The following is a 25731-nucleotide window of genomic DNA, read 5'->3' as shown; positions in this document are numbered from 1 at the left end:
AGAATCTATATATTTATAATAATCGAAATTAAAATTAAAAAATTAAGAGAAAATAAAGAAAAATGCAGAAAAAACTAAAAATATAACCAAATATGGTTATAAGATATCTTGAAATTTAAGGTGAGTTAAATAATTTTTTATAATAATATTAATATGGTTGAATTATTATGAGTGATGGCAGCCATGAAATCAATAATAAATATTTAGAAAGGCTATAGCTATAATACTAACAAGTAGTAACATATTTAAAGACATAAAAAAGTATAATAGTAGATGAGACAGAGGAAGGGCATTGAAATAAATTATGCAATAAAATAATTAGTAAAAAGACAAGATTGATGCATTTAAAGAATAAAGAAGAATCAGCTATAAAGGAGAAGGTTCTTCTTTATTTTAATTATAGAAAAGTGATAGAATTAAACACATTTATTATCTAATTCAGGGTAGTGTTTAACCGACCAAGACTCAATTTCCTTAATAATACTAGTAAGCTCTTTTCCTTTATCAGTAAGAGAGTATTCAACTTTGGGTGGAATTTCTGCATAAACCTTTTTACATACAAGTTCATCATTTTCTAATTCTTTAAGTTTTTCATTTAACACTTTTTGACTTATTCCTTCAGTCATTCGTTGAAGTTCTAGGAATCTTTTTGGTTCATTATATAAATGACATAATAAAACTGCCTTCCATTTTCCTCTTATAAAATCCATTGCAAAATCCAATAAGCACACATAACTTCTTCCGTTATAATTTACCATTTAGTTACCCGCTTTCATTTTTAAATATTTATAAATGTTACTAGATATTAGTATAAACAACCTGTCTGATAATATCAAATCAATTAAGCAAAATGTAAAATATATGTTAGTAATAATTTAGAAGATTGTATAAGATAATGGTTATTTTACCATGACTATTAGATAAGTTATATATTGCGAATTAGAATAAGGATATTATTGTTTTATGAAAAATTTATTATGGCCTTACATGTAGGCTATTCAATAATTCTTACCAAAAAGTAAGTTGTCTAACTAAAAAGTGCGTACTTGTTACTTACATTACTGAGTTATATAATCACATCATGATTTTAATATTATGGAGGTATGTATTATGAAAGTAGTTGCTTTTAATGGAAGTCCTAAAAAGAATGGAAATACTTATGAGGCAATAAAAGCTGTAGCAGAAGAATTAAAGAAAGAGAATATAGATGTAGAAATAGTTCATGTTGGAAATAAGGTTATACGTGGATGTATGGCTTGTGGCGGATGTGCCAGAAATATGAACGAAAAGTGTGTTATGCAGAATGATGAAGTTAACGATTGGATTCAAAAGATGAAAGAAGCTGATGGAATCATTCTAGGCTCTCCAGTGCATTATTCTGCCATAGCAGGAACTATGAAATCATTTTTAGATCGTGCGTTTTATGTTACATCTGTAAATAATGGCATGCTTAGACACAAAGTAGGTGCAAGTGTTGTCGCAGTTAGAAGGTCTGGTGGAGTTCCAACATTTACTCAGTTAAATAATTATCTTAATTATTCTGAGATGTTAATGCCAACATCAAACTATTGGAACGTAGTTCACGGTACAGCACCAGGAGAAGCAGTTCAGGATGAAGAAGGAATGCAGATAATGAGAGTTTTAGGAAAGAACATGGCATGGCTATTAAAACTTGCTGATTCTGGGAAAGCTAATGTAGAAGAAAGTAAAGGTGAAGAGAAAATATTTACTAACTTTATTAGATAGTGTTTAAAATGATAATGACTAAATTAATTAAATTAGTATTTCAAAAATTAAATTCAATAAAATGGTATTAAAAAAAATATATTTATTTATAAGAATAGGATGAATTAAGTAACATCCTATTTTTATTTTTTATGCATGTAATATTATTCGTTTAAACCTGTCCATAATTTATTTAGAAGAATATCATTGTAATCTTGATTATATTCCCAAAACATTGCGCCACCGAGGCCTTTTGATTTTATATATTTAACTTTATAGTCAATTGATTCTTCATCCTCATAAGTAATAAATGAATCATAATTTTTTAAATAAGCGGCTTTTGCTTCATAATCCCAGTATCTAGTCCAACCATTTTTATTTATATAATTTTCAAGTAGATTTCCATATGAAAGATATTCATGACCATAATACCCATAAAAAGGAATGCCTAAATTAATTTTCATAGCTGGAACACCTGCCTGCAAAAATATATTTACTGACTCATCACAGCTAAAACCCGATCCATAGGTAGAGGAAGTTGGATAAAGATTTGCATTATGAGTATTATAACCAAAGTCATAAGTCATTAAATTTATATAATCGCAGATATTTACTATTTCATTAATTTCTACATTATTAATGTAAAATTTATCTGCTCCAGCTGCAATACTGAGTATTTTATTCGTTCCAATTTTATTACGTATAGATTTAAGTAAAAGCGTGAAATTTTCTTTATCTTTAAGAGTACATTTAATTAGGTTACAAGAGCCGCTAACAGGATATTCCCAATCAAGGTCTATTCCATCTATACCATAGTTATTTACGATATCCAGGCAGCTATTTGCAAAACTATTCCGTGATGACTCTGAATATGCTGCATCTGAAAAACCTTCAGCTCCCCACCCACCTATTGAAAGGATGACCATTAATTTTGGATTTTGAGATTTTAATAATACTAAATTCATTAAATTTTGATAATCAGGAATAAAAATTGAATTGTTTATAATACTTCCAAAAGCGTAATTAATATGAGTTAATTTGTTAGGATTTACATTAGTGGTGGCACCGTGTATATATCCTACTATTCTATATTTAGCTGTATTAGATGAATAATAAGATGAAGTTATTCTTTTTATTTCTATCAGTCCTTTCTAAATTCTTATAAAATATTTATATTTAATTTAAGTACATATATATTGCAATTATTTAGAACTAATTGACTACTTGGCTCGCTAGAGTTTCAAGATAGATTTATTATTGGAATATGTGTGTAGATAAATCAATTATGGCCTGGATTCACACTATGAAATATATCCTAAATAACAATGTTTTTAATTTAGATTTGTTAGATGAGCATATTAAAAAAGTTGATAAAACTTTAAGTTAGCACATAAATATAGTTTTAAAGGTGAATATCTATATTTTTTAAGGTTTAATTTGTATTTAATAAAAGTATATGTGGAAGGCTTATAAATGGGAATATAAAGCTGAAAACCATGTTCCAGAATAGTTACTTTATCACTTGTATTTACTTGGAATCTTTAGTAAAATACTTAAAAATAAGATTTAAGAGAGAAGGTGTTACATGAGCAACAAACCATTATTCAAAAATTATATTAGTAAGCTTGAAGTAATATTAGATAATATGTTTAATGCAATAATTGCAGTTGATAGTAACGATAAAATACTTTTTATTAATGAAGCAGCTAGTATTCTTTTTGATATAGATAGTAAAGGTGGTTTAGGCAAGAATATTAAAGAAATAATGCCAGATCCAGATATAGAATACTTTCTGTCAACTAAAAAAGAGGAAATTAAAAGGCCAATAGTAGTTAATGAATTGAATTTGATTTTGAGTATCATACCTTTTGGAGAAAATACTAATACACAAGGATCAATGCTAATTTTTAGTAATGTAACAAATTATAGTCAGTTAATTCATAAGCTTGAGGAAGAGAGGGATAGCAAAGAAATACTAAATACTGTAATTGAAACTGCTTATGATGGAATGATTATCATTGATAAGCAGGGGATAGTTACTATGATCAGTAATGCCTATACAGAATTTTTAGGGATTAAGAGGGAGGATGCTATCGGCAGGCATGTAAATGAAGTGATAGAAAATACTAGAATGCCAATAGTATTAGAAACTGGAAAAGAAGAAGTAGCACAACTTCATAAGATAAAAGGAAGCTATATGATAGCGTCAAGAATACCAATAGTAAAAAATGGAGAAATTATTGGGGTAGTTGGTAAGGTCTTATTTAGAAATGTAAAAGAATTAAATAGCCTTTATAAACGAATAAGCGTTATAGAAAAGGAATTAGCTACTTATAAATCAAGGTTTAGAGAATTCAATAAAGCAAATTATTCCCTTGAAAATATTATAGGTGAGAGTGAACCTATTGTTATGGCTAAAGCCATAGTTGAAAAAGCAGCTCATACAAATTCAAATGTTCTAATTTTAGGGGAAAGCGGGACAGGTAAAGAAATCTTTGCACATGCAATACATTCGGAAAGTAATAGACATGAAGGGCCATTTGTTAAAGTTAATTGTGCAGCAATTCCAAGTGATTTACTTGAATCAGAATTATTTGGCTACGAATCAGGAGCTTTTACAGGTGCCAAAAAAGAAGGTAAGATAGGAAAATTCGAGATTGCAAATGAAGGTACTATATTTCTAGATGAGATTGGAGATATGCCTCTCCATATGCAGGTAAAGCTATTAAGAGTTATTCAAGAAAGAGAAGTTGAAAAGGTTGGTGGCGTAGCTAGTAAAAAGATTAATATTAGAATAATTGCTGCAACAAATAGAAATCTTGAAAGATTAGTTGAAGAAGGTAAGTTTCGTGAAGATTTATATTATAGACTTAATGTCGTAACAATTGAAATTCCACCTTTAAGAGAAAGAGGAAATGACATAATACTTATTTCTAATCATTTAATAAAAAAGCTTTCAGTTGATTTAGATAAGAAGGTTAGAGGAATCTCTAAGGAGGCTGAACAATATCTTAAAACCTATGAATGGAAGGGTAATGTAAGGGAATTAGAAAATATATTAGAGCGGGCTATAAACATTATGGAGAATAGTGAGATCATTGAAGTGAAAGATTTACCGAAAGAGATCACAGGCAAAAAGGTTTCAATGGTTCCTAAGAAGCTTCAAGATATTCTTGCTGAAAGTGAAAAAAATGCTATTATTCTTGCCCTTAGGGCTGCGGATGGCAATAAAACTAAGGCAGCAAAAATTCTTGATATAGGGCGTACTAGTTTATATGAGAAAATAGAAAAATATAAAATACAAACATAGTTGTTCGTTTTTACGAACAACTACTTTTTTTATGCAAAATAATTGTACGGAAAATCATACACTATGTAAATGTTTACTTAGAAAACTGTACGAAATAACGAACAAAAACTTTCTGTTATTAAGAATTTTTTATGAAATTACTTATAGAAAAGCGCAGTTTTACGTTGAATACATACTCGAAATCTTGGCACGGATATTGCTTATATAAATAAGTGTAAAAGGAATTATAAATAAAATATTACACTCTTGCTTTATGGAGTATATAAAAGTGTGAAAAGGAGGAGTAAAGATGAACAAGATAATGTCGGTAGAACAAGCAATCGCCTTAATCAAAAGTGGAGACACAGTTGCATTTGGTGGATTTATAGGTGCTGGGCATGCAGAAGGGGTTTCTAAGAAACTTAAGGAAATATACTTAGAACAAGGTGCCCCTAATAATTTAACTCTTGTTTATGCAGCGGGACAAGGAGATGGTAAAGAAAAAGGTTTGAATCATTTAGGACAAGAAGGTCTTCTTTCAAAGGTAATAGGTGGTCATTGGGGATTAGCTCCTAAGATCCAAAAGCTCGCAATTGAAAACAAAATAAAGGCTTACAATCTTCCACAAGGAGTAATATCTAGCCTTTATAGAGATATTGCGGCAGGTAAACCAGGTACAATTACTCATGTTGGTTTAAAGACTTTCGTAGATCCAAGAGTTGAGGGAGGAAAATTAAATGAATGTACAACAGAGGACATCGTAAAGGTTATCGAAATTGATAATAAGGAATATCTCTACTACAAAGCATTTCCTATAGATGTATCTATATTAAGAGCAACATATGCAGATGAAGATGGAAATGCAACTCTTCAAAAGGAAGCAGCAACATTAGATGGTTTAGCTATGGCACAGGCAGCAAAAAATTCTGGTGGAAAAGTAATTCTTCAGGTTGAGAAAATAGTCTCTAAGGGAACTTTAGATCCAAAGCTTGTAAAAATCCCTGGAATACTTGTAGATGCTATAGTTGTAGCTAACAGTGAAGACCATATGCAGACATTTGCCGAAGCATTTAATCCAGCCTATAGTGGAGAAATAAGAATGCCAGTAGATTCTATCGAATGTCTTTCAATGGATGAGAGAAAAATAATAGCAAGGCGTTGTGCAATGGAACTTATACCAAATGCAGTAACTAATCTTGGTATAGGTATGCCGGAGGGAATTTCAATGGTTGCCAATGAAGAAGGAATAGGAGATACAATGAGATTAACTATTGAATCTGGCCCAATTGGTGGAATTCCAGCAGGAGGTTTAAGTTTTGGTGCAGCTATAAATCCAGATAGCATTATAGATCAATCATCTCAATTTGATTTTTATGATGGCGGAGGGTTAGATGTAGCATTTTTGGGACTAGCTCAATGCGATGAAAAAGGCAATATAAATGTAAGTAAATTTGGTCCTAAGATAGCTGGATGTGGAGGATTTATAAATATAACTCAAAATTCAAAAAAGGTTATATTCTGTGGCACATTTACAGCAGGAGGACTTAAAATTAATGTTACTGATGGCAAGCTAGTAATCAAAAATGAGGGAAGGTCAAAGAAGTTCATTAAAAATGTTGAACAAATTACATTCAGTGGAGATTATGCTAGAGATGTAAATCAACCGGTATTATATATAACTGAAAGAGCAGTTTTCAGATTGACAAAAGATGGAGTAACATTAGAAGAAATAGCTCCAGGGGTAGATTTACAAAAGGATATTATTGATCAAATGGACTTTAAGCCAATAATATCAAATAATTTAAAAACAATGGATGAAAGAATTTTTAAAGATAAGCCTATGAAGTTGAAGTAACAACTAATATAAGTGAATAGGATACGGATAAAATATTTGAAAAGAAAAATAATAAAATAACGGAGGTTTTGTATATGGCAGTTATAGGAATCTTATTAAGCTTAGCACTTTTAATGTTTATGGCCTATAAGGGGTTTTCAGTTATTGTTTTCGCACCTATATTTGCGATTATGGCAGCTATATTTTCAGGAATGGCGATTATGCCAACTTATACGGAAATATTCTTACCTAACTTGGGTAACTATGTAAAAGTTTACTTTCCATTCTTCTTGCTAGGTGCAGTATTTGGTAAGGTTATGGAGCAATCTGGTGCAGCAAAATCAATAGCAAAATTTATAGTAGATAAATTAGGGAAAAAACGAGCTATGCTATCTGTAATACTAGCAGCAGCTATACTAACTTATGGTGGAGTAAGTCTTTTCGTTGTAGCATTTGCTGTTTATCCATTTGCAGCTTCTATATTTAAAGAAGCAGATATACCAAAGAGACTTGTTCCTGCAACTATTGCTGTTGGTGCTTTCACATTCACAATGGATGCGCTTCCAGGAACACCTCAAATTCAAAATTCTATACCAATGAAATTTTTTAACACAGATTTATATGCAGCTCCTATATTTGGAACCCTAGGTGCAATTATGGTCTTAGTTTGTGGTGTATCCTACTTAGAATGGTGCAAACGCAAAGCTCAGGCAAAAGGAGAAGGATATGGAACAAACCATAAGCAAGAGCCTGTAATTGTTGAAGACAGCAGCTTGCCGAATCCATTTATATCAGCATTACCATTAGCATCGGTACTTATAGTGACTCTAGTTCTTCAAAAAGTTGTATTTCCTAAATGGGATATCGTTTCTTGGGTAACTAAAGCTCCATACAACATACCAGAAGCTGGTGTTGTAGGTTCAATGAATAACTGGGCTCTTATGATTGCACTTGTAATTGGTATTACTCTTGCAGTGTCAATTAACCCAAAACGTATGAAAGGAAACTTTGCTGCAGCAATTAATGCTGGTGCAATTGGATCACTTTTAGCAGTTATGAACACAGCATCAGAAGTAGGATTCGGTAATGTTATCAAAACTTTACCAGGATTTCAATCTATAGCTCATGCTTTAACTAATATTAACCCAGATGGAAGCCCATTACTTTCAGAGGCAGTTACAGTAAATGTTCTTTCAGGAGTTACAGGTTCTGCTTCAGGAGGAATGAGTATAGCACTTGATACTTTTGGAAAACAATATTTAACTTGGGCAAATAGTGTTGGAATAGATCCACAATTACTTCACCGTGTTGCTGCTATGGCTTCAGGTGGAATGGATACATTACCTCATAATGGTGCAGTTATAACTTTACTTGGAATTGCAGGGTTAACTCATAAACAATCATATAAAGATATATTTGTAATCACTTGCATAAAGACAGGAACTGTATTTGCATTAATAGCATTACAAAGCTTATTACATTTTGTTTAATTAGAATTGAAAATACTTACAAATAATATTCTGAAAATTATATAGCAAAGAAGGGGGAGTACTAGTGAAAGGATTAACTATAAAGGAATTAAAGATTGGAGATAAGGCATCTTTTCAAAAGACTATTACAGAAACTGATGTATATTTATATGCCGGAATAACAGGAGATTTAAATCCGGCACATATAAATCAAGTTGAATCAGAAAAAACAATGTTTCAAGGTAGAATTGCTCATGGAATGTTAACTGCTGGCTTAGTATCTGCAGTATTAGGAATGCAATTGCCAGGTCCAGGTTCAATTTATCTTGGACAAGAACTAAAATTTACGGCTCCAGTAAAAATAGGAGATACAATTAAGGCTGAAGTAGAAGTGATAGAAAGAATTGAAGATAAAAATAGAATAAAATTGAGTACTATATGTACAAATCAAGATGGTGTTCAAGTGCTTAAAGGCATAGCAACAATAATGCCTCCTAAATAAAGACAAGCTCAAAAAACAATGTGAATTTCATTAATTTGAAGTTCACATTGTTTTTATACATTAACTAAAAATATAAAAAATAATGAATGGATCTGCTTTGTATTATATGAAAGTATATTATTTTCTTAGAAGGATTTATGTATTAATGTTGAAGTGGAAGTTTTCTAAGTAAAACATTAAGTCTGTAGTCATTTGATTAAGATATGTAAGTAATAATCAAATGATTACAGACTTATATTCATTTAAATAAAAAGTTTTTTATTAAGAATTTTTTTCAGCCCACAAACCATGTAAGTTACAATATTCTCTAGCAAAAAGGACAGGTTCATCTACCTTAAAGAAAGCCTCAGGCTTTTCACCAGGTTTTAAGAATTTTTTATATACGTTACTTTCAGTATGAATTTCAATCCATTCTATATAGTGATTATCAAGCATAGGATGTTCTACAGAGCCTACCTTTACTAAAACTCCACCTTCAACTTTCTCAATTACAGGAACGTGCTTTTCTGTTGCTCCATCAGTAGTGTTTTCAGCTTTAAGCTTCATTGGCTGATTACAACATACTAGTGTACCTCCAGCATTATGAACAACCTCCACAATATTACCGCAAATTTCACATTTATAAACTTGTTTCAATTCAGTCATTTTATTACCTCCTAAATTTAATTATAATTATTTAACTATTTCTTCATAATTTTTTTTTGCAAGACCTCGGATATAAAGTTTTACTTTCTGCTAAATAACCAAGTTTAATTGTCATTACAACAGTCTTGTACTCTTTAAATTTATTTCTAAAATGTCTTTTTAATGACTAAGAATCTTAAAATTATTATTTATGTATATTTTAAGATTAAAATAATCTATGTGTTTAAAATTTAGCTGACATAATTAGAAAAAAATGAGAGTGTCATCTTTAAGACTATTATATACATAATAATTGCATTAGTCAATAATAATTATTAGTTAATAAAATAAATTTATAAAAATTATATGCTTTTATTATCTGATTTTTTATTGAAACATTGGGCCAGTATATTCTTCGTATGGTATACGAACAGCAGCTCCAGATTCATCTAATTTGTATGGTGTTCCTTCAATAGGATTTATTCCATGAACTAAGTTAGAACCTATTGTATAAATAGTGTTAGCCATAACACTAGTATCTTGGACAGGAGAGCCTAACATAAAGCCTTTTGAAATTAATTCTTTAGCTTCAGGAACGCCATCTACTCCAACAATAGGAATTACTTTGGATTTATTTCCAGTGTTATAGCCATATTTTTGTAATGCTTTAGTTGCACCAATTGCCATAGAATCATCATTTGAAATTATTGCTTCCACCTTACTTCCAAGTCTTAGGAATAATGCATCAACAGTATTTTGCGCTGTTTCTCTATCCCAATTTAAAACAGGTGACGCAAGTTCCTCTGTTTTAATTCCAGCCTGCTGTATAGTTGAAATAGAATATGCAGATCTATCTATAGATGTTTTATTAAGTCTTTCACCAATAAGCATAATGTATTGTAATACATTATCTTTATTTTTATCAATTAAATCTTTATGATTATTCCAAGCATCAGTAATAATTTTACCTTGTAAAGTACCAGCTTGTTTTGAATCAGTACCTACATATAGGGCTTTTTTATATGATTTTATAGCATCCATTGTAAGTGGTTCTCTATTAAAAACTATTACTGGAATTTCATATTTTGATATTTTATTAATTAAGTCTCCTATATCGTTAACATTAACCATATCTAGCAATATTAAATCAATTCCTTCATTAAGTTTGGTATCAAGTTCGGCATTTTGTGTTGATTGATTGAATTTCGCATCATAAAATGTAAAGATGACTTCGTTCGGATGTTGATTTTGTATATCTTCAAAATTTTTACGGAGAAATATAAGGTAATCATCATTAAGATCTGCCGAAAACAGGCCAACTCTAATAGTAGTTCTTTGTTTAGAATCTTCTGCAATAGCTGTATTATTGAGAAAGATGCTTCTAAGTACCGTACTAAATATTATGGTAATTGCAGTTATAGCTAATATCTTTTTTAATATTTTCATTTAAATCCTCCAATCCTGTGTACTTATAAATGTATTATACGTTTTAAGAAAAAGTTTATACTTAATCTAAGTATATCTATAAGTTAAAAATAATTTTCAGGATAAATAAAAAAGCCCCAATAATGGGGCTGAAAGTGGATAGTTTAAATCATGAAAACATCTATATTATATGAAATCTTCGTAAAAATATTCATGTAATATGGATATTATTTGAATGTAATATATATTGCGATAATACATTTACAGTGTTTGTTTAATATTGTTGATATCCCTGTTTTTTAATTTCAATAGTAGATTATTTATAATCATATTTGCATCCAAGAATATTTAATGTAGTCTGCGCATATTCTATGCCGTTAACTATAAGAACAATTTTATGAATGCCAGGATGGTGCTTACGAACAGTAAGATCGGTAAAGCTATGTATACGCGTACATTGTAAATGTGCATTAGGTAACAATGTTTTGTCAGATAAAAAGAATAATTTACGTGATGATTTACCATTTGATTTTATAAAATCAATGCCATATTCCAAGCGGATATGTACTGGAGAACTCCAGTCTATATCCAGTGAATAATTTAACTCACAACTGTCTCCAATTTTAAGTTGGTTAGGTTGAACAGAGATTGAGGCATTTCTAAATATGGGATTTTCAGCTGAAGAGCTAGTGTAACCAAAGAGTGACATTGCCTTGGGATTAGCTCTTTTAATAAGGGTACGGCAGCCGCGTTTTAAAATCCAATCAGTATCTTGATTATGACATATCCAATTCTCCGCTATCGCTAAAACAGCGTCAGGATTATCTTTTGAAATGTCATTAAGGTTGTTAGCAACACTCTTACGAACATAAAGAGAGTCGTCTTCTTTCAAATTTTCTAACACTTTAAAAACAGGTAATGGATCGGCTTTAAACATCGAAAGAGCTATCCCCCAAGGAAGACGTGGTCGACAGCCTTCACTTGAAAGACGTCTTACATGTTCATTAGGAGATAATGACCACTTCATCATATATTCCATTACACCTCGAGGGTCATTCAATAAAAATGGTCGAATCGCAAACTCTGAAGATGACTGTTGAGTGAAACGTTCTAAGGCATCCATAGAGAGCTCAAAGTACTTCTCTTGCTTCCCATAGGTAGCAACAAAATCTGGAAAGAATAGATATGGAAAACCTACGCAACTCTTATTAATGGAGAATAAGATATTTAGGGCATTTTCAAAATCATTAGGAAGGTAGTCACCTAATATTTCAGCTATTCTATGAATACGAGCCTTTAAAGGCAATTCATCCCACGGATAAGCTAAAACTGAAGCGACAAAATCGCTCTTATTAAATTCTGCATAAACATTGTGTATCTTATTTGAAAAATCATTTAAAAATTCTAACGTATAAATATTTTTTAGTGGTTCACTCATAAGTATTTCATAATCTCCTTGTAACTACTATATCAAAAAACTTGATATTTTATTATAATCTGAATTTAAAATATACTAAAATATTTTAATAACGTAATCCTTATACAGTTAAATTTTATTTATTATTATTGTAATAAACTAAACTTGACTACATTATGTCAAGTTTTAGAAGTATATTTATTTATCATGTTACCTAAGCGGTTGATAATTTCGTTTCGGACATCTATAGGCTCTATAATTTCTAACATTGTCCCGAAGGAAAGAAGATAATTATAAATCCATTCACCCTCAGGCATCGAAATGTCTATGGAGTAAGAGCCATCTTTATCGATAGTTATATTTTCTTCATCAAAATCATCGTATACTCTATAGGCACCTTCTGAAGATATTTTTAGTTTAAGATGAATTAGTTCACTGAATTTTTCTGATGGTGAATCATCCATAAGATCTTGTAAATATTGATGTATACAACTTTCATCTGTAATATTAATATCATTCATTCGAGTTATCTTAAAGGTTCTAAACGCTGTTCTTTCAAGACAATATCCTTGTAGATACCAGGCTTTATCTTTAAATAACAATTTAAAAGGTTCAACATACCTATTACTTTTCATACCATCAGCACTAAAATATGAGAAATTGATTACTTTTTGCTTTAGTATTGATTCTTTTATTAGATTGAAGATCTCTTTTTGTTTTCTTTCACTACCCCAATTAGAAAAATCAACTTCAATCCAATTAATATCACTTTTCTGAAAAAGATTGCTCAATTTTGATAATACGTCATTAATATCATCATATCCTACAGCGGAAAGACTCTGTAGAGCAAGTAGAATTTTATCCTGTTCAACTTCAGAAAATAGTGATTTATCAAAAATGAATTTATCTACTAATGAAATACCGCCTCCTTTACCTTGACTTGAATATATAGGAATTCCAGCCTGGCATAGAGCATCAATATCTCTATAAATTGTTCTGACAGATACTTCAAAATGCTCTGATAGCTCTCTTGCTGTTATTGATTTTTTTTTGAGTAGAATATATATAATTTGAAACAATCTGCTAATTTGCATAACATCACCTCACATATAAATATATAATATATAACTTGACAACATAATGTCATATTATATCATTAATATAGAAAGATTAACTGAAAAAACTTTAAAAGGGGTAATTTAAATGATAGGAATAATTGTAGGAACTCATGGAGATTTATCTAAAGAGTTAGTTAAATCGGCAGAAATGATTTATGGAGAACAAAAGAATATTGGATGTGTTACGTTTAAGCCAGGAGAGGGAATTGAAAATTTATTAGATAAATACAATAAACTTATACAAGAATTAAATTGTACAGAAGGAATTTTAGTTATGGTTGATCTCTTTGGTGGAAGTCCATTTAATGCTGCTAGTATGATTGCATTAGAAAAGGAAGATATGGAGGTCATAACTGGAGTTAATATGCCAATGTTATTAGAAGTTTTTGCAAGTAGAGATATTTCATCAAGTCTTTCAGAGCTATTAGAGATTGCAAAAAATGGGGGCAAAAACGCCATAAAACAATTAGAGAAACAAACAGGTAGAAATTTAGATGATGACATATTATGAGCAAATAGGAGAACTAAACCTGAATGGGAGGAAGTTCTCCTATTTGCATTTAGGAAAATGTTAATAATAAATTTTATGAGAGTATAAACATTTATATGACTTATAAGAAATTATTTATAGAATAAAGTTTATAAAAATAGAAATTTATTATTTTTTGAATCAAAGAATATTCATGTGGAACTCGCAATACGTCATATGCTTTTTTCAAATGGCAGTATAATCTTATTATTTGATAAATTTTATGCAGCTGATAAATCAATAAATTCTTTATAATTTTTAAAAAAGTTGAAGTGTTTTTTATTTATTAATCGTTATATTTAATGTAAGGATTAATTAAGGTGGTGATAGATATTGAAAAAGAACAATTCTCAAATTGCATAAAACAATATGAACGGTTAATTATCACTATTTGTTTATCCTTCACAAAAAATTATTTTGATGCTGAAGATTTGGCTCAGCAAACATTTTTATCAGCATATCAAAATTGGGAAGGCTTTGATGGTGATAACCTTAAGGCTTGGCTTACTAAAATTGCTGCAAATAAATGTAAGGATTATCTTAAGAGTAAGGCAAGAAAAACAGTTAGCTTGTCAGAAGATGAATATCAAGATCTTGAGTATAGAGGAGATTCACCAGAGGAAACAGTAGTTAAAAAGAATGCTACAGAGAGAATACAAATTTTATGCAACAAGCTAAAAGAGCCATATAGAACTGTAGCTATAAATTATTTTTGCAAAGATGTCAAACTATCACATTTAGCAAAGGAAACCGGGCAGAATATTAAAACTTTGGAAACGCAACTTTACAGGTCAAAAAAAATGTTAAAGGATTTATGGAAGGAGGAGTTCATGTGAATAATGGATTATTTGATAAAGAAGGTCATTTAACTGAAGAAACATTAACCATGCTAAAGTTTGACATTTTAGGCGACGAAGAAATGATAGATATATTAGAACATATTAGTGATTGTCAAATGTGTGCTGGTGAATTTGCTGATAGTTTTAAAGAAGATGAACTTGCAGAAGCTCCTTTAGGTTTTCAAGAAAAAGTACAAATTAAAATAAAAAGTAAGAGGCAAAGCAAGATTCAGTTCCGTTTTTATTGTGTTAAAGTTGCAGTTGCAGCTAGTGTGGCATTAGTATTGGTTTTTTCAAATGGATTAAATTCTTTGGTTAATACAGCGACAAATCATGTTAGACCATTGGATTCTAGGATTGTAGATTCGGTTAATGTAAATCTTAATAACTTTTCTGAAAAAATAATTAAACTGGAGGTTTTTAATAATGATCAAGAGAAAAAGTAGATTTTTGACTTTTGTTTTTTCAATGTTGCCAGGTGCAGGACATATGTATATGGGATTTATGAAAATAGGAGTATCGTTTATGTCTGTATTCTTCTTTTTAATATTTCTTTCTTCTTGGCTTAACATAGGACCGCTATTATATATAGCGCCACTTATTTGGTTTTATTCTTTCTTTGATTGTACTAATAGAATGAATTTAAATGACGACGAACTTTTACTTTTAGAGGATAAGTACTTGTTTTCTATTGATAAGCTAGCAAAATTAGACAAAGATATATTTGAGAAACGTAGACTTACAGTAGGAGTTGTATGCTTATTTTTAGGTGTATATTTAGTTATAGAAAATATAATGAGTATTTTAGAACCATATATTCCATACGAACTACGCCGTTTTATTATTTATGATTTAATGAGGGACATTCCTAAAGTAATCATAGGAGTAGCAATAGTTACACTTGGTATAAAACTTATCAAGGGGAAAAAAATGGAGAGTGAGATAGATGATTAAGGGGCGTAAGGTAGGCACATTAACCTCAGGACTTGCTTTAGTTATATTTGGGATAATGTTTTTACTAAGATTGTTTATAACTAATCTCAATGTTCTTTTAATTTTATCAATGTGGCCACTTATATTAGTAAGTGTTGGAATAGAGATTATCGCAGCTTATATAATAAATAATCAAGAAAAAATGCAATATGATTTTAGTGCAATAATATTAGTTATTATTTTAGTATTCTTTGCTATGGGAATGGGAGGAGCTGAATTTATAGTTACTCATTCTCCACAGTTTGGAGCAACAATTTAGTTGAAATTTATGGAATAAATATTTCGAATTATAAATTAAAGTTATATTTATTATGATTTAATGGTTAATAGATAAAAAGTGAATAATAAATTTATTATGTAAAAATAATTTAAATGAGTGCATATCATTTTAGCTAGAATGAAGAATTGACTATAGATAGTAATGCATCTATAGTCAATATCTATGGTAAAAAATAAGCCCAAGACATATCGAACTGTCTTGGGCTTATTTACTGTAATTGAAATTAAGCATCATAATTATCAACAGAATGCTGAAAAATAAATATTATATTGAGAAATAAAACTTCTATATTATAATATGATAAGAATTATTTTACTGAAAATATTAATGCCATTTCAATGATTGTTTCGAAATATTCATACTACAAATTCTGGTTTGTTTTTTCCAAGTTCACTTTCTTTCATTTTATTAAAAGGTACTGCTGCTAATCCTAAAATTGCAATAATTGCTGTAAGTAGGAAGCACTTATTATAAACCTTATTACTTTCATCATTTTTTATGACAGTCATGTCATCTAAGACCTTATGGATCTCTTTTGTTTGAGTATTAAAGTTCTCTTCTATAGATGGCTTCATTTTATCAGGAGCAGAAGCTAACACAGTATCCTCTTTGTCTTTAATTAATTTATCAACCATATCTTTCGAAAAGGAAGTATTTTTGCTGGTGTCTGCAGTCTTTATTTTATCAACTATCGTAGATTTCACTTGATCTTCAAGAACTGTATTGTTATTAACAAGTTCGATTATTCTGCTTTTTGAATTATCTATAGCTTGAGTAGTGTAATAGCTGCTTAATGTTGAAACTAAGGCTATAGCTAAACATGCAGTTAGTTGCCTAAAGCTGTTCAGTATTCCTGAAGCAATACCATTCTTATCTTTTGAAACCTCATCAAATGCACTTTTATATAATGGAGAGGTTGAAGCAACACCAAGTCCTACTACAATGAATGCACTATAAATTATCTTCATATTGTTTGAACTATTCATAAATACAAACATAAGATCACCTAAAGATACAAAAATTATTGCTAATAATGAAATAACTCTAGCACCATATTTCTTAGATATAATTGCAAAGATTGGAGAGGTAAGAAATGAGACACCGCTTACTATACCTAAAATAAGTCCAGATTTTAAGACAGAATAACCTAATTGGTTTTCTAGATAGAAATTCATTAAATAAGATATAGGCATATAAGCAAAGAATATTATTCCGACTATTATGATTGAAGAAGTAAAGCTTCTTATTTTAAATAATTTAAATTCTATCATTGGATTTTTTGATCTTAATTCATATATTAGGAAAGCAATAATTGAAATTGCTGAGGTTATTATTAAAGTAACAATTTTTGTACTGCCCCAGCCATATGAGCTTCCTTTAACAAGGAAAAAGGTTAGTGCTCCGATTCCGTAAGCTAATAATATAGAGCCAATAAAATCTATTCGCTTTTCAATTGTTCTATCATAACATTCTGTAAGACATTGAGCTCCAAAGATTAAAGAGATGATTATAAAAGGAACATTTACATAGAATATTGCTTTAAAACCAAAGGCTTCATTTAATATTCCTCCAACAACAGGACCAGAAGCTGCAGCTATAGAAATTGTCATACCAATTACAATGGCAAGTTTTGACATAGCATCTTTACCAAATAATTCGATACCTAAAGGAATGGCTAATGGAGCGAGAATTGCAGCACCTATCCCTTGCATTATTCTAAAAATTATAATCATGGAAAGGGAAGTGGAAAGACCACAAAGTATTGATGAAATACCAAATACTATAAGACCAATTATAAATAGTTTCTTTCTTCCAAAAATATCTGCGATTTTAGAGAAGTTTATTAAAAGAGCTGAGAATGGAATCAAGTAAGCGGTACTTACCCATGATATTCCTGTTATATCTGTGTTGAAGTAATCAGCCATAGAAGGCAAAGATACATTAACTATGGTTGAATCTAATACTGTTAAGAAGCAAGCTATTGCCAGTGAAATAAATGCTAATACTTTTTGTTTTTTATTCATGATGACCTCCAAAATCTTTATTATATGAATATGAAATTAAATTCATGTTTATATAATATACTGGAAAAAATTAAAAGTCAATACATGAAATGAATTTCATATTTTATTGACTTTTATTTTTTTATATTTTATTATTTAAATAGGTGATAAAGATGGAAAGAAAGACAAGAATACCAACACAAAAAAGAGCTTTAGAAAAATATGATAGAATTTTAGAAGCAGCTTATAAACTATTTAATGAAAAAGGTTATTATAATACTACGACAGCAGATATATCTAATGAAGCCAATGTAGCGACAGGTTCTGTATATGCCTATTTTGAAGATAAGAAGGAAATTTATCTTAAGGTAATTGAAAGAATTAACAAAAGTTTTGATTATCCAAGTCATGATTATTGGTTAGAAAATGCTGATAAGGAATTTGATAATGCTGAAGTAGTAAAACCACTATTTAAAGTATTTATAAAGATGATGTTAGAATATCATGACTTTTCTAAAACTTTTCATGATGAAATGGAAGCATTAACACTCTTAGATAAAGATGTAGCTGCTTTGAGGAAAGAATATGATGAGCAGAGAAAAGATAAAATTAAAGAAATTTTCAAAGCTTTATCTATACCTTTTAACAGCGAAGAGGAAGAAAGATTATTCTACCATTATTCATTTTTTATAACAGATGATGTATGCCATAAGATTAAATTTGATGATGAAATTAAAGACATAGATTTGTGCATTGAGAAATGTGTTAATATGCTATATTGCTTATTTAAAGATTGTACAAATTATATAAAGGTAACATAGGATATTAATTTACTGGCACGAGTGGCTTTATGGTCAACGTTATCTTTTAACATAAAGATAACGATATGATTAGTATAGTGAAAAATTTTCTTCATAGAAGTACATACTATTTATATATAGATTAAATTTATAGTATTAATATTATTTGTATATATTAAAAAAGCCCCGATAAAGGGGCAAAGAATGAATGCCTAGGTTTAAGAATAAACCCATTTTTAGTATACGTAAAGTTGAAATTTTTATACGAAATTATTGTTGAACTTTTATTAATATTTATGAAAATGCGGAATTTCTATTTTATGAGCAATTATTAGAGTATATATTGTAAAAGCAATAACAAATATAGTAAATTAGCATAGTATATAATTAGAAGTTTAATCAAAAGATTATAAATTTGATAATTTACGGAGGAAAAGAAATGGGATACAGATGTCATAGAAGAAGATATAGAAATTCTAATACTCTTGGAGCTGTAAGTAATAATAATTGTAACGGAACTCTTGGAGAAAATGTACGATGTAATTGTAATGGAACTCTTGGGGAAAATGTTCAATGCCGTTGTAGAAGAAATTATCCTTCAGCTGGTGCATTAGAAGATGCTTATAACCAAGGATATAAGGATGGATATTGTGCAGGAGTAGAAGCAGGGCGTGAAGAAGGATATTGTCAAGGATACCAAGAAGGTGCACAAGAAGGGTGCCAAGATGCAAAAGAAGCTGCTGTAAGGTGCATAAATAGTATTAGATGTAATTAGAGTAATAGATTTTTTATAATAAAAATTAAGAAATAGAGAGAGCAAGGTAGTTGTACAGTGCTGTCTCTATTTGATATTGCTATTGTTTTTATGTAATTTTTATCATAGTTAATGAAAAGCCAAAGTGGGGACATAAGTGTGAATTTTACCTTGCTTGTATTCAGTAGTGTCCGCAAAAGGTTATATAATATAAAAAATCAACATTAAAAGAGGTCGATATCGTCATCAAGAAATAAAAACCAATGAGTTATTCGAAAAGTAACTAGGATGATACTTAAATTTAAGATTTTCATATATTAATACCGTGAAAAAAGTAAGTTATAAAATGCTTAGAGCAAAATAGAGGCTTTAAGCATTTTTATTTGTAAAAATATACAAATAATGATTACGAAAAAGTGAATTTAGGTAGTTAAAAGCAAATAGTGTATCATAAAACGTATATTTTTAGGAATAAAAAGAATATTTTAAGAAAATATAAGAAAACTTATGATAATTTTGCTTTTTGTGCATAATTTTGTATGTTTAAAGGAAAAAGTATTTATTTAATTTTCATAAGTATTGTTGAGGGCGTACTTATTTATTTAGTGTAAATATATATCACAATTATTTTACTATAAATGTGAAAAAATACATGAACTTATTGCGTTGAACATTGAACAGTGATAGTATTACATTGTTCAATAATTGAACTTGCTGAACAGCGTAATTTATCAGGATTTATATTAATATATAAACATATTGTAAGTTACCATATATTCCTTAGAAAAATAAATCTTACTTTTTTGATATGTTTTATAGTATTTTTTATTGACAATACTTGGACGGTCTAGTAAGATATATTTAAAATTAAATCATAGTAATTGTATAGGAAAAGTAAAGAAGGGGGATGTGTATGAAAAATAAGAATTTAAAAAATAGATGTAAAAAGAAATGGGGGAGGGAAATTAACCTATATGAATAATCAAGACACAGCTGCGAGAATAGTGAAAAGAAAAAGAGGTGAAATTTTTTATATTGGTATTTCTTTTACATCTGTAATCATTTTCTTTATTGTATGGGAAATTGCCACAAGTAAAGGCTTGATTAATCAAGTATTTCTTCCATCGCCTCAAAAAGTATGGCAGGCATTTGTTGAATTAGCAAAACAAGGCTATAAGGGAGAAAGTCTAGTATCTCATATTGCTATAAGCATGGAGAGACTTTTTATTGCTATCTTTTTTGCAATAATAATTGGTGTTCCTTTAGGACTTATTGCAGGTAGCTCAAGGACTGTAAGGGCAATTTTAGATCCATTTATTGAATTTTATCGTCCACTTCCGCCACTAGCGTATTATACATTAATTGTACTTTGGTTTGGAATTGGAGATGAATCAAAAATTATCTTATTGTTTTTAAATGCATTCGCACCTTTATTAATTGGGGTTATATTTAGTGTTCAAAAAGTACCGATAGATAGAATTAATGGCGCTAAATCATTAGGTGCCAGCGGAGTGAATCTTTTTATCAGTGTTATTTTTAGATCATGCCTGCCAGATATATTGACTAGTCTTAGAACAGCTATTGGTGTTGCTTATGCAACTTTGGTTGCAGCAGAAATGGTTGCAGCTGTATCAGGAATAGGCTGGATGGTATTGGATGCAAGTAAATATCTTAGAAACGATATTGTCTATGCTGGAGTTATAATTATGGGAATTATAGCAATTATATTAGATTCTTTTGTGAGATTTTTGATCAGGAAGGCTTCACCATGGCTAGAAAAATAAAAAAATAGAAAGTTCTTTATATTGAGTAATAGTAGATTATTAATAAAATCAATCAATGTACAAGCAAGTACATAAAGATATTTAAAGGAGTGTTATTTATGAAAATTAAAAAATATACAGTACTTCTGTCAGCTATTTTATCAGTTGGTATTTTAATAACAGGCTGCTCAGGAGCAAAAACAGCTAGTACAACAGGGAATACTCAAGCTTCAGATTCAGCGCTGCCAAAAGAAATACGTTTAGGATATTTTCAGTCCCCAAATGGAGAACTTCTTGCAAAAGGTGAAAAGTTACTTGAAAAAAAATTCCCGGGAATTTCAATTAAGTATGTTCAATTTGATGTTGGGCGTGATGTAAATGCTGCAATGGCTAGTGGATCTATAGATATTGCAACCATTGGTACACCTCCAGGAACAACTGGAATTGTTAATGACCTTCCTTATAAAATTTATTATTTACATGATATAATCGGTTCAAGTGAGGCACTTGTTGCAAAAAATACATCTGGAATCAATTCAATAGCAGATGTAAAGGGTAAAAAGATTGCAACTCCATTTGGTTCAACTTCACACTATAGCTTACTTGCTGCATTGAAACAAAATAATATTTCAGAAAATGATGTTACTATTTTAGATATGAGTGCACAAGACATTATAGCGGCATGGAGCAGAGGGGAAATTGATGGAGCTTACATTTGGCAGCCAGCACAATCAAAGCTAGTTTCAGATGGTGGAAAAGTAATACTTTCATCTGAAGATGTTGCTAAAGGCGGAGCTGTTACTGGTGAATTTGGTATTGTAAGCAATGACTTTGCAGCTAAATACCCAGATGTAGTTAAGGCGTATATTGATATATTAGATGAAGCTACTAAGTCATATAAAACTCAATCAGATGATGTAGTAAAAACATTATCAGCAGAACTTGGACTAAGCACTGAGGATACAAAGCAAGCTATGAATCAAATTTCTGTTTTAGATAAGTCTGAGCAAGCAGAATATATAGGAACAGCAGACAAGCAAGGTACACTACCACAAATTTTAAAGGATACAAGTGATTTCTTGTTAACTCAAAAAGCAGTTACTACTTCACCAGATATTGAAACTTTCAAGAAGGCAGTAAGAAACGATTTATATAATTAATAGAGGAGATATAATATGGAATCGTTAGTAGAAATAAATAGACCAGAAGAAAGAAAAGCAAATTGTTCCGTTGAATTAAAACATGTTAATTTAATATATAAAAATGGAAAAGAGTATTCAAATGTGTTAAATAACATTGAGCTTAAATTATTTGATGATGATTTTGTCTGTGTTCTTGGACCATCTGGATGTGGGAAAACTTCATTATTAAATGCTATCGCTGGATATAATACAGATATCTCAGGGCAAGTACTTATAAATGGAGCACCGCACACTAAGCCAAATTCAGATGTAGGAGTTGTTTTTCAGCAGCCTAACATATTTCCTTGGTTAAGTGTTGAAAAGAATATTGAATTTGGACTTAAGATGAAGAAGATTCCTAAAAAAGAGCGAGCAGAAATCGTAAATCATTATGTTGACTTAGTTGGTTTAGAAAAAGCTAGAAAACTGCTTCCTCATCAATTGTCTGGAGGTATGAAGCAGCGTGCAGCAATTGCAAGAACATTAGCGGCAGACTCAAAAGTAGTTCTGCTTGATGAACCTTTTAGTGCATTAGATGCATTAACGAGAGAAGCTATGCAAAAACATCTAAAGAAGATATGGAAAGAAACTAATAAATGCTTTTTCTTTATTACTCATGATGTGGAAGAAGCGATTCTTTTATCAACCAGGATTATTGTAATGAATGCTAATCCGGGAAGAATTGTGAGTGATTTTAAAAATCCACTTCAACAATATGATGATAATAGCTTTAAAAAAATCAGAGTTTCAGAAGAATTTGGAGAGCTTAGAGATTCGTTAATAGAATTGATTCAGGGAAATGATTTAGAAAATGAAGTTTAACAAATTATACGCTAAATGAAAGAAAGCGCACGATCTATTCACAAAAATAAGTATCGATATTAAGAGTAATAGAAATTTTTGATTTATTATCCTCTTGATGGAGGTACATTAACGACAGAATTGTTGAAGGGAGATAAATATTATGAAAAGAGCAGCACTTACTCAAAAATTATTGGTTTTGGGTGTAGATGGCATGGATCCAAGAGTGAGTCAAAAATTTTTAAAAGAAGGAAAAATGCCAAATTTAAAAAAGCTGATTGAACGTGGTTCAGCTAGAAATGATTTAAGACAAATTGGTGCAATCCCAACAATTACACCGCCTTGTTGGACAACACTTGCTACAGGTGCTTATCCAGGAACACATGGAATTACTTGTTACTGGAGACAATCTCCTGAAAGTCTTGATGCAGTTGTTTATAATATGGATTCGCGTAACTGCACTGCTGAACAGATTTGGAATATTACATCAGAAGCTGATTTAAAAACATTAGTTTGGCATTGGCCAGGCAGTTCTTGGCCGCCAACTTCTCACAGTGAAAATTTGAGTGTTGTAGATGGAACTCAGCCAGGATCTGTTAATATGGGAGTTGCACAACTTGATTGGGAAAAAGTTATTGTTGCTTCGCCTGAAATCGAAGAGGTTCGTTATGCACCAAGAGTCGAAAAACCAGCAGGTGTTGGTTGCATAATTACAGATTTAGAAGGCACTTTAGACGATGAAGTTGATGATGAAATGATGGAACTTTGGTGGGGAGATACAGCCCGTCAAGGCGGTGAAATTCGTACCTATGTTATGGATGATAATGATACAGAAATTGTTATTGGAAGTAAAGTGGCTTATGATATTGTAAATTCTCCACTTAAACAGGCAAAGGGGTGGAAAAGTGCGCCGGAAGGAGCAAAAGAATTCACTATAATAACTTCAAGCGGTGTAACTAGACGTCCAGCCTTAATTCTTAAAAATGAAGCTGGTGAATATGATAAAGTAGCAATTTATAAAAATAAGAAAGCAGATGAACCAATCGTCATTTTAGAGAAAGATAAGATGGTAACAGGTATAATAGACGATGTTACAAAGAAAGAAGTGACAAAGCCTGCATGTCGTTCAATGAAGATTTTAGAACTTGATCCACAAGGCAATAAAGTTAGAGTCTGGATTAGTAATGCTCTTGACATCTCCAATGATCAATTATGGCATCAAAAATCTTTATACAAAGATATTACTGAGAATGTTGGACATGTTCCGCCTGTTAGTTTAATCGGTGGAGAAGATGATGAACTAGTAAGGGAAATCTTTGAACCATCCTGGGCAATTTACGATAAGTGGCAGGCGGATTGTCTTAATTATTGCATTAAGGAGAAAAAATATGATGTAGTATTCTCTCATCTTCATAATATTGATTGTGCAGGACATCAATTATGGCATCTTGCTAAGACGCTTGAGCCATGGGATTACACTGATGAAAAAGTATATCAGGAATTTATTGAAAAATTCTATATACAAACAGACGATTATATTGGTGAATTCCTGCATCTATTAGATGAAGGATGGACTGTATTACTTGTAAGTGATCATGGGCTTATGGTTGGAGAAAATGTACCTCCAATTTTAGGTGAATATGGCGGATTAAATACAAAAGTCATGGAAGAGCTTGGTTATACAGTTTTGAAAAAAGATAAAGATGGTAATTCAACAAGAGAAGTAGATTGGGATAAAACAAGAGCTGTTCAGATTCGTAGTAATTATATTTATATTAATCTAAAAGGCCGTGATAAATATGGTATTGTAGATCCTAAAGATAAATATGATTTAGAAGAACAAATAATCTCTGACTTGTATAATTACAGAGATGATAAAACTGGTAAAAGAGTTGTGGGCATATGCCTTAGAAATAAAGATGCTGTTTTAATTGGTACTCATGGACCAGAATGTGGAGATATATTCTTTTCTATTGAAGAAAAATATAATAGACTTCATGGAGACAGCCTTTCAACTTCCGAAGGATATTTTGATACATCAGTATCACCAATCTTTGTAGCAGCAGGTTCTGGGATAAAGAATGGATTTACAACTGAACGTATTATAAGGCAAGTGGATGTTGCGCCTTCAGTTTCTGTATTACTAGGTTTACGTTACCCAGCACAGTGTGAAGGAGCCCCAATTTATCAAATATTCTCAGAAGATATTTAGGAATATCCGAAAAAATAACAAGTTCATCTGTTTTAATAAAAAATTAGTGCTATCGGAAAGTAAGAATTCTGATAGCTGCTTTTTAAAATAGGCAGAAAATTTATAAGGAAAACTAAATAATAAGCGCATAGAAGTTTTGCTTATTATTATAATGAATTTATTTAATAAATTGA

Annotated in this window: 23 protein-coding genes; 16 read left to right on the top strand and 7 right to left on the bottom strand. The window is 30.4% G+C overall.

What is annotated here, in order from left to right:
• Positions 1-416: 416 nt before the first annotated feature.
• Positions 417-758, bottom strand: a complete 342-nt coding sequence (locus F3K33_RS17040) for a winged helix-turn-helix transcriptional regulator (protein ID WP_012059532.1) — start codon at positions 756-758, stop codon at positions 417-419.
• 352 nt (positions 759-1110) lie between these two features.
• Between F3K33_RS17040 and F3K33_RS17035 the strand changes: the two genes are divergently transcribed.
• Entirely contained in the window at positions 1111-1746 is a 636-nt protein-coding gene (locus tag F3K33_RS17035) for a flavodoxin family protein (RefSeq protein ID WP_017210998.1), read from the top strand.
• Positions 1747-1889: 143 nt separating this feature from the next.
• Here F3K33_RS17035 and F3K33_RS17030 read toward each other — a convergent pair whose 3' ends face one another.
• Positions 1890-2798: a glycoside hydrolase family 18 protein gene (locus F3K33_RS17030; RefSeq protein WP_084670505.1), complete on the bottom strand. Its 909-nt coding sequence runs from the start codon at positions 2796-2798 to the stop codon at positions 1890-1892.
• Positions 2799-3310: 512 nt separating this feature from the next.
• Here F3K33_RS17030 and F3K33_RS17025 point away from each other — a divergent pair.
• The 4 genes from F3K33_RS17025 to F3K33_RS17010 all read left to right on the top strand — a co-directional run bounded on the left by F3K33_RS17025 (position 3311) and on the right by F3K33_RS17010 (position 8819).
• On the top strand, positions 3311-5035 hold the full coding sequence (locus F3K33_RS17025; protein ID WP_039769295.1) for a sigma-54-dependent Fis family transcriptional regulator: 1725 nt from the start codon (positions 3311-3313) through the stop codon (positions 5033-5035).
• A gap of 289 nt (positions 5036-5324) precedes the next feature.
• Positions 5325-6869 carry an acyl CoA:acetate/3-ketoacid CoA transferase gene (locus F3K33_RS17020; RefSeq protein WP_039769297.1) on the top strand — a complete coding sequence of 515 codons (1545 nt, stop codon included), beginning with the start codon at positions 5325-5327 and terminating at the stop codon, positions 6867-6869.
• A gap of 74 nt (positions 6870-6943) precedes the next feature.
• Complete coding sequence (locus F3K33_RS17015) at positions 6944-8338, top strand: GntP family permease (protein WP_012059527.1); 1395 nt, start codon at positions 6944-6946, stop codon at positions 8336-8338.
• A gap of 64 nt (positions 8339-8402) precedes the next feature.
• Positions 8403-8819 (top strand): MaoC family dehydratase, encoded by a 417-nt coding sequence (locus F3K33_RS17010; protein ID WP_012059526.1) that lies wholly within the window; start codon positions 8403-8405, stop codon positions 8817-8819.
• A 261-nt stretch (positions 8820-9080) separates the two neighbouring features.
• Here the strand turns inward: F3K33_RS17010 and F3K33_RS17005 are convergent, their stop codons facing one another.
• The 4 genes from F3K33_RS17005 to F3K33_RS16990 form a co-directional block, all read right to left on the bottom strand.
• A complete protein-coding gene (locus tag F3K33_RS17005) occupies positions 9081-9464 on the bottom strand; it encodes a desulfoferrodoxin (RefSeq protein WP_012059525.1) in 384 nt (127 codons plus the stop codon).
• 366 nt (positions 9465-9830) lie between these two features.
• Positions 9831-10889, bottom strand: a complete 1059-nt coding sequence (locus F3K33_RS17000; protein WP_039769299.1) for a galactose ABC transporter substrate-binding protein — start codon at positions 10887-10889, stop codon at positions 9831-9833.
• Between the two features lie 295 nt (positions 10890-11184).
• Positions 11185-12306, bottom strand: coding sequence for a DNA alkylation repair protein (locus F3K33_RS16995; RefSeq protein WP_039769301.1), 1122 nt, complete (start codon positions 12304-12306; stop codon positions 11185-11187).
• A gap of 158 nt (positions 12307-12464) precedes the next feature.
• Positions 12465-13379 (bottom strand): helix-turn-helix transcriptional regulator, encoded by a 915-nt coding sequence (locus F3K33_RS16990; RefSeq protein ID WP_039769305.1) that lies wholly within the window; start codon positions 13377-13379, stop codon positions 12465-12467.
• Between the two features lie 109 nt (positions 13380-13488).
• Between F3K33_RS16990 and F3K33_RS16985 the strand changes: the two genes are divergently transcribed.
• The 5 genes from F3K33_RS16985 to F3K33_RS16965 all read left to right on the top strand — a co-directional run bounded on the left by F3K33_RS16985 (position 13489) and on the right by F3K33_RS16965 (position 16023).
• On the top strand, positions 13489-13914 hold the full coding sequence (locus F3K33_RS16985) for a PTS sugar transporter subunit IIA (RefSeq protein ID WP_012059521.1): 426 nt from the start codon (positions 13489-13491) through the stop codon (positions 13912-13914).
• Positions 13915-14255: 341 nt separating this feature from the next.
• On the top strand, positions 14256-14768 hold the full coding sequence (locus tag F3K33_RS16980) for an RNA polymerase sigma factor (RefSeq protein WP_154861671.1): 513 nt from the start codon (positions 14256-14258) through the stop codon (positions 14766-14768).
• Positions 14765-15217: a hypothetical protein gene (locus F3K33_RS16975; protein ID WP_023976046.1), complete on the top strand. Its 453-nt coding sequence runs from the start codon at positions 14765-14767 to the stop codon at positions 15215-15217. Before F3K33_RS16980 ends, F3K33_RS16975 begins: the two co-directional genes overlap by 4 nt.
• Positions 15198-15725 (top strand): hypothetical protein, encoded by a 528-nt coding sequence (locus tag F3K33_RS16970; protein ID WP_017211008.1) that lies wholly within the window; start codon positions 15198-15200, stop codon positions 15723-15725. Before F3K33_RS16975 ends, F3K33_RS16970 begins: the two co-directional genes overlap by 20 nt.
• Positions 15718-16023, top strand: coding sequence for a hypothetical protein (locus F3K33_RS16965; RefSeq protein ID WP_039769311.1), 306 nt, complete (start codon positions 15718-15720; stop codon positions 16021-16023). Before F3K33_RS16970 ends, F3K33_RS16965 begins: the two co-directional genes overlap by 8 nt.
• Before the next feature lie 377 nt (positions 16024-16400).
• Here the strand turns inward: F3K33_RS16965 and F3K33_RS16960 are convergent, their stop codons facing one another.
• On the bottom strand, positions 16401-18068 hold the full coding sequence (locus F3K33_RS16960; protein WP_039769314.1) for an MFS transporter: 1668 nt from the start codon (positions 18066-18068) through the stop codon (positions 16401-16403).
• 152 nt (positions 18069-18220) lie between these two features.
• Between F3K33_RS16960 and F3K33_RS16955 the strand changes: the two genes are divergently transcribed.
• From F3K33_RS16955 to F3K33_RS16930, 6 genes are all read left to right on the top strand, one after another.
• Positions 18221-18868, top strand: coding sequence for a TetR/AcrR family transcriptional regulator (locus tag F3K33_RS16955; protein WP_039769317.1), 648 nt, complete (start codon positions 18221-18223; stop codon positions 18866-18868).
• Between the two features lie 418 nt (positions 18869-19286).
• Positions 19287-19622: a hypothetical protein gene (locus F3K33_RS16950; protein ID WP_039769319.1), complete on the top strand. Its 336-nt coding sequence runs from the start codon at positions 19287-19289 to the stop codon at positions 19620-19622.
• Positions 19623-20575: 953 nt separating this feature from the next.
• Positions 20576-21385, top strand: coding sequence for an ABC transporter permease subunit (locus F3K33_RS16945; protein ID WP_039769321.1), 810 nt, complete (start codon positions 20576-20578; stop codon positions 21383-21385).
• A 98-nt stretch (positions 21386-21483) separates the two neighbouring features.
• On the top strand, positions 21484-22524 hold the full coding sequence (locus tag F3K33_RS16940) for a taurine ABC transporter substrate-binding protein (RefSeq protein ID WP_039769323.1): 1041 nt from the start codon (positions 21484-21486) through the stop codon (positions 22522-22524).
• A gap of 15 nt (positions 22525-22539) precedes the next feature.
• Complete coding sequence (locus tag F3K33_RS16935; protein ID WP_039769325.1) at positions 22540-23367, top strand: ABC transporter ATP-binding protein; 828 nt, start codon at positions 22540-22542, stop codon at positions 23365-23367.
• 142 nt (positions 23368-23509) lie between these two features.
• On the top strand, positions 23510-25558 hold the full coding sequence (locus F3K33_RS16930; protein ID WP_039769327.1) for an alkaline phosphatase family protein: 2049 nt from the start codon (positions 23510-23512) through the stop codon (positions 25556-25558).
• Positions 25559-25731: the final 173 nt, after the last annotated feature.

Source organism: Clostridium beijerinckii (assembly GCF_008705175.1).
Taxonomy (GTDB): Bacteria; Bacillota; Clostridia; order Clostridiales; family Clostridiaceae; genus Clostridium; species Clostridium beijerinckii.
The sequence above is the reverse complement of the archived record's forward strand: the minus strand, read 5'-3'. Positions and strand labels throughout refer to the sequence as shown.

Excerpts from the sequence above, each read along its gene's own strand:
- F3K33_RS17040 (WP_012059532.1), bottom strand. The coding sequence starts at position 758 with ATGGTAAATTATAACGGAAGAAGTTATGTGTGCTTATTGGATTTTGCA.
- F3K33_RS17035 (WP_017210998.1), top strand. The coding sequence starts at position 1,111 with ATGAAAGTAGTTGCTTTTAATGGAAGTCCTAAAAAGAATGGAAATACT.
- F3K33_RS17025 (WP_039769295.1), top strand. The coding sequence starts at position 3,311 with ATGAGCAACAAACCATTATTCAAAAATTATATTAGTAAGCTTGAAGTA.
- F3K33_RS17020 (WP_039769297.1), top strand. The coding sequence starts at position 5,325 with ATGAACAAGATAATGTCGGTAGAACAAGCAATCGCCTTAATCAAAAGT.
- F3K33_RS17015 (WP_012059527.1), top strand. The coding sequence starts at position 6,944 with ATGGCAGTTATAGGAATCTTATTAAGCTTAGCACTTTTAATGTTTATG.
- F3K33_RS17005 (WP_012059525.1), bottom strand. The coding sequence starts at position 9,464 with ATGACTGAATTGAAACAAGTTTATAAATGTGAAATTTGCGGTAATATT.
- F3K33_RS17000 (WP_039769299.1), bottom strand. The coding sequence starts at position 10,889 with ATGAAAATATTAAAAAAGATATTAGCTATAACTGCAATTACCATAATA.
- F3K33_RS16995 (WP_039769301.1), bottom strand. The coding sequence starts at position 12,306 with ATGAGTGAACCACTAAAAAATATTTATACGTTAGAATTTTTAAATGAT.
- F3K33_RS16990 (WP_039769305.1), bottom strand. The coding sequence starts at position 13,379 with ATGCAAATTAGCAGATTGTTTCAAATTATATATATTCTACTCAAAAAA.
- F3K33_RS16985 (WP_012059521.1), top strand. The coding sequence starts at position 13,489 with ATGATAGGAATAATTGTAGGAACTCATGGAGATTTATCTAAAGAGTTA.
- F3K33_RS16970 (WP_017211008.1), top strand. The coding sequence starts at position 15,198 with ATGATCAAGAGAAAAAGTAGATTTTTGACTTTTGTTTTTTCAATGTTG.
- F3K33_RS16965 (WP_039769311.1), top strand. The coding sequence starts at position 15,718 with ATGATTAAGGGGCGTAAGGTAGGCACATTAACCTCAGGACTTGCTTTA.
- F3K33_RS16960 (WP_039769314.1), bottom strand. The coding sequence starts at position 18,068 with ATGAATAAAAAACAAAAAGTATTAGCATTTATTTCACTGGCAATAGCT.
- F3K33_RS16955 (WP_039769317.1), top strand. The coding sequence starts at position 18,221 with ATGGAAAGAAAGACAAGAATACCAACACAAAAAAGAGCTTTAGAAAAA.
- F3K33_RS16950 (WP_039769319.1), top strand. The coding sequence starts at position 19,287 with ATGGGATACAGATGTCATAGAAGAAGATATAGAAATTCTAATACTCTT.
- F3K33_RS16945 (WP_039769321.1), top strand. The coding sequence starts at position 20,576 with ATGAATAATCAAGACACAGCTGCGAGAATAGTGAAAAGAAAAAGAGGT.
- F3K33_RS16940 (WP_039769323.1), top strand. The coding sequence starts at position 21,484 with ATGAAAATTAAAAAATATACAGTACTTCTGTCAGCTATTTTATCAGTT.
- F3K33_RS16935 (WP_039769325.1), top strand. The coding sequence starts at position 22,540 with ATGGAATCGTTAGTAGAAATAAATAGACCAGAAGAAAGAAAAGCAAAT.
- F3K33_RS16930 (WP_039769327.1), top strand. The coding sequence starts at position 23,510 with ATGAAAAGAGCAGCACTTACTCAAAAATTATTGGTTTTGGGTGTAGAT.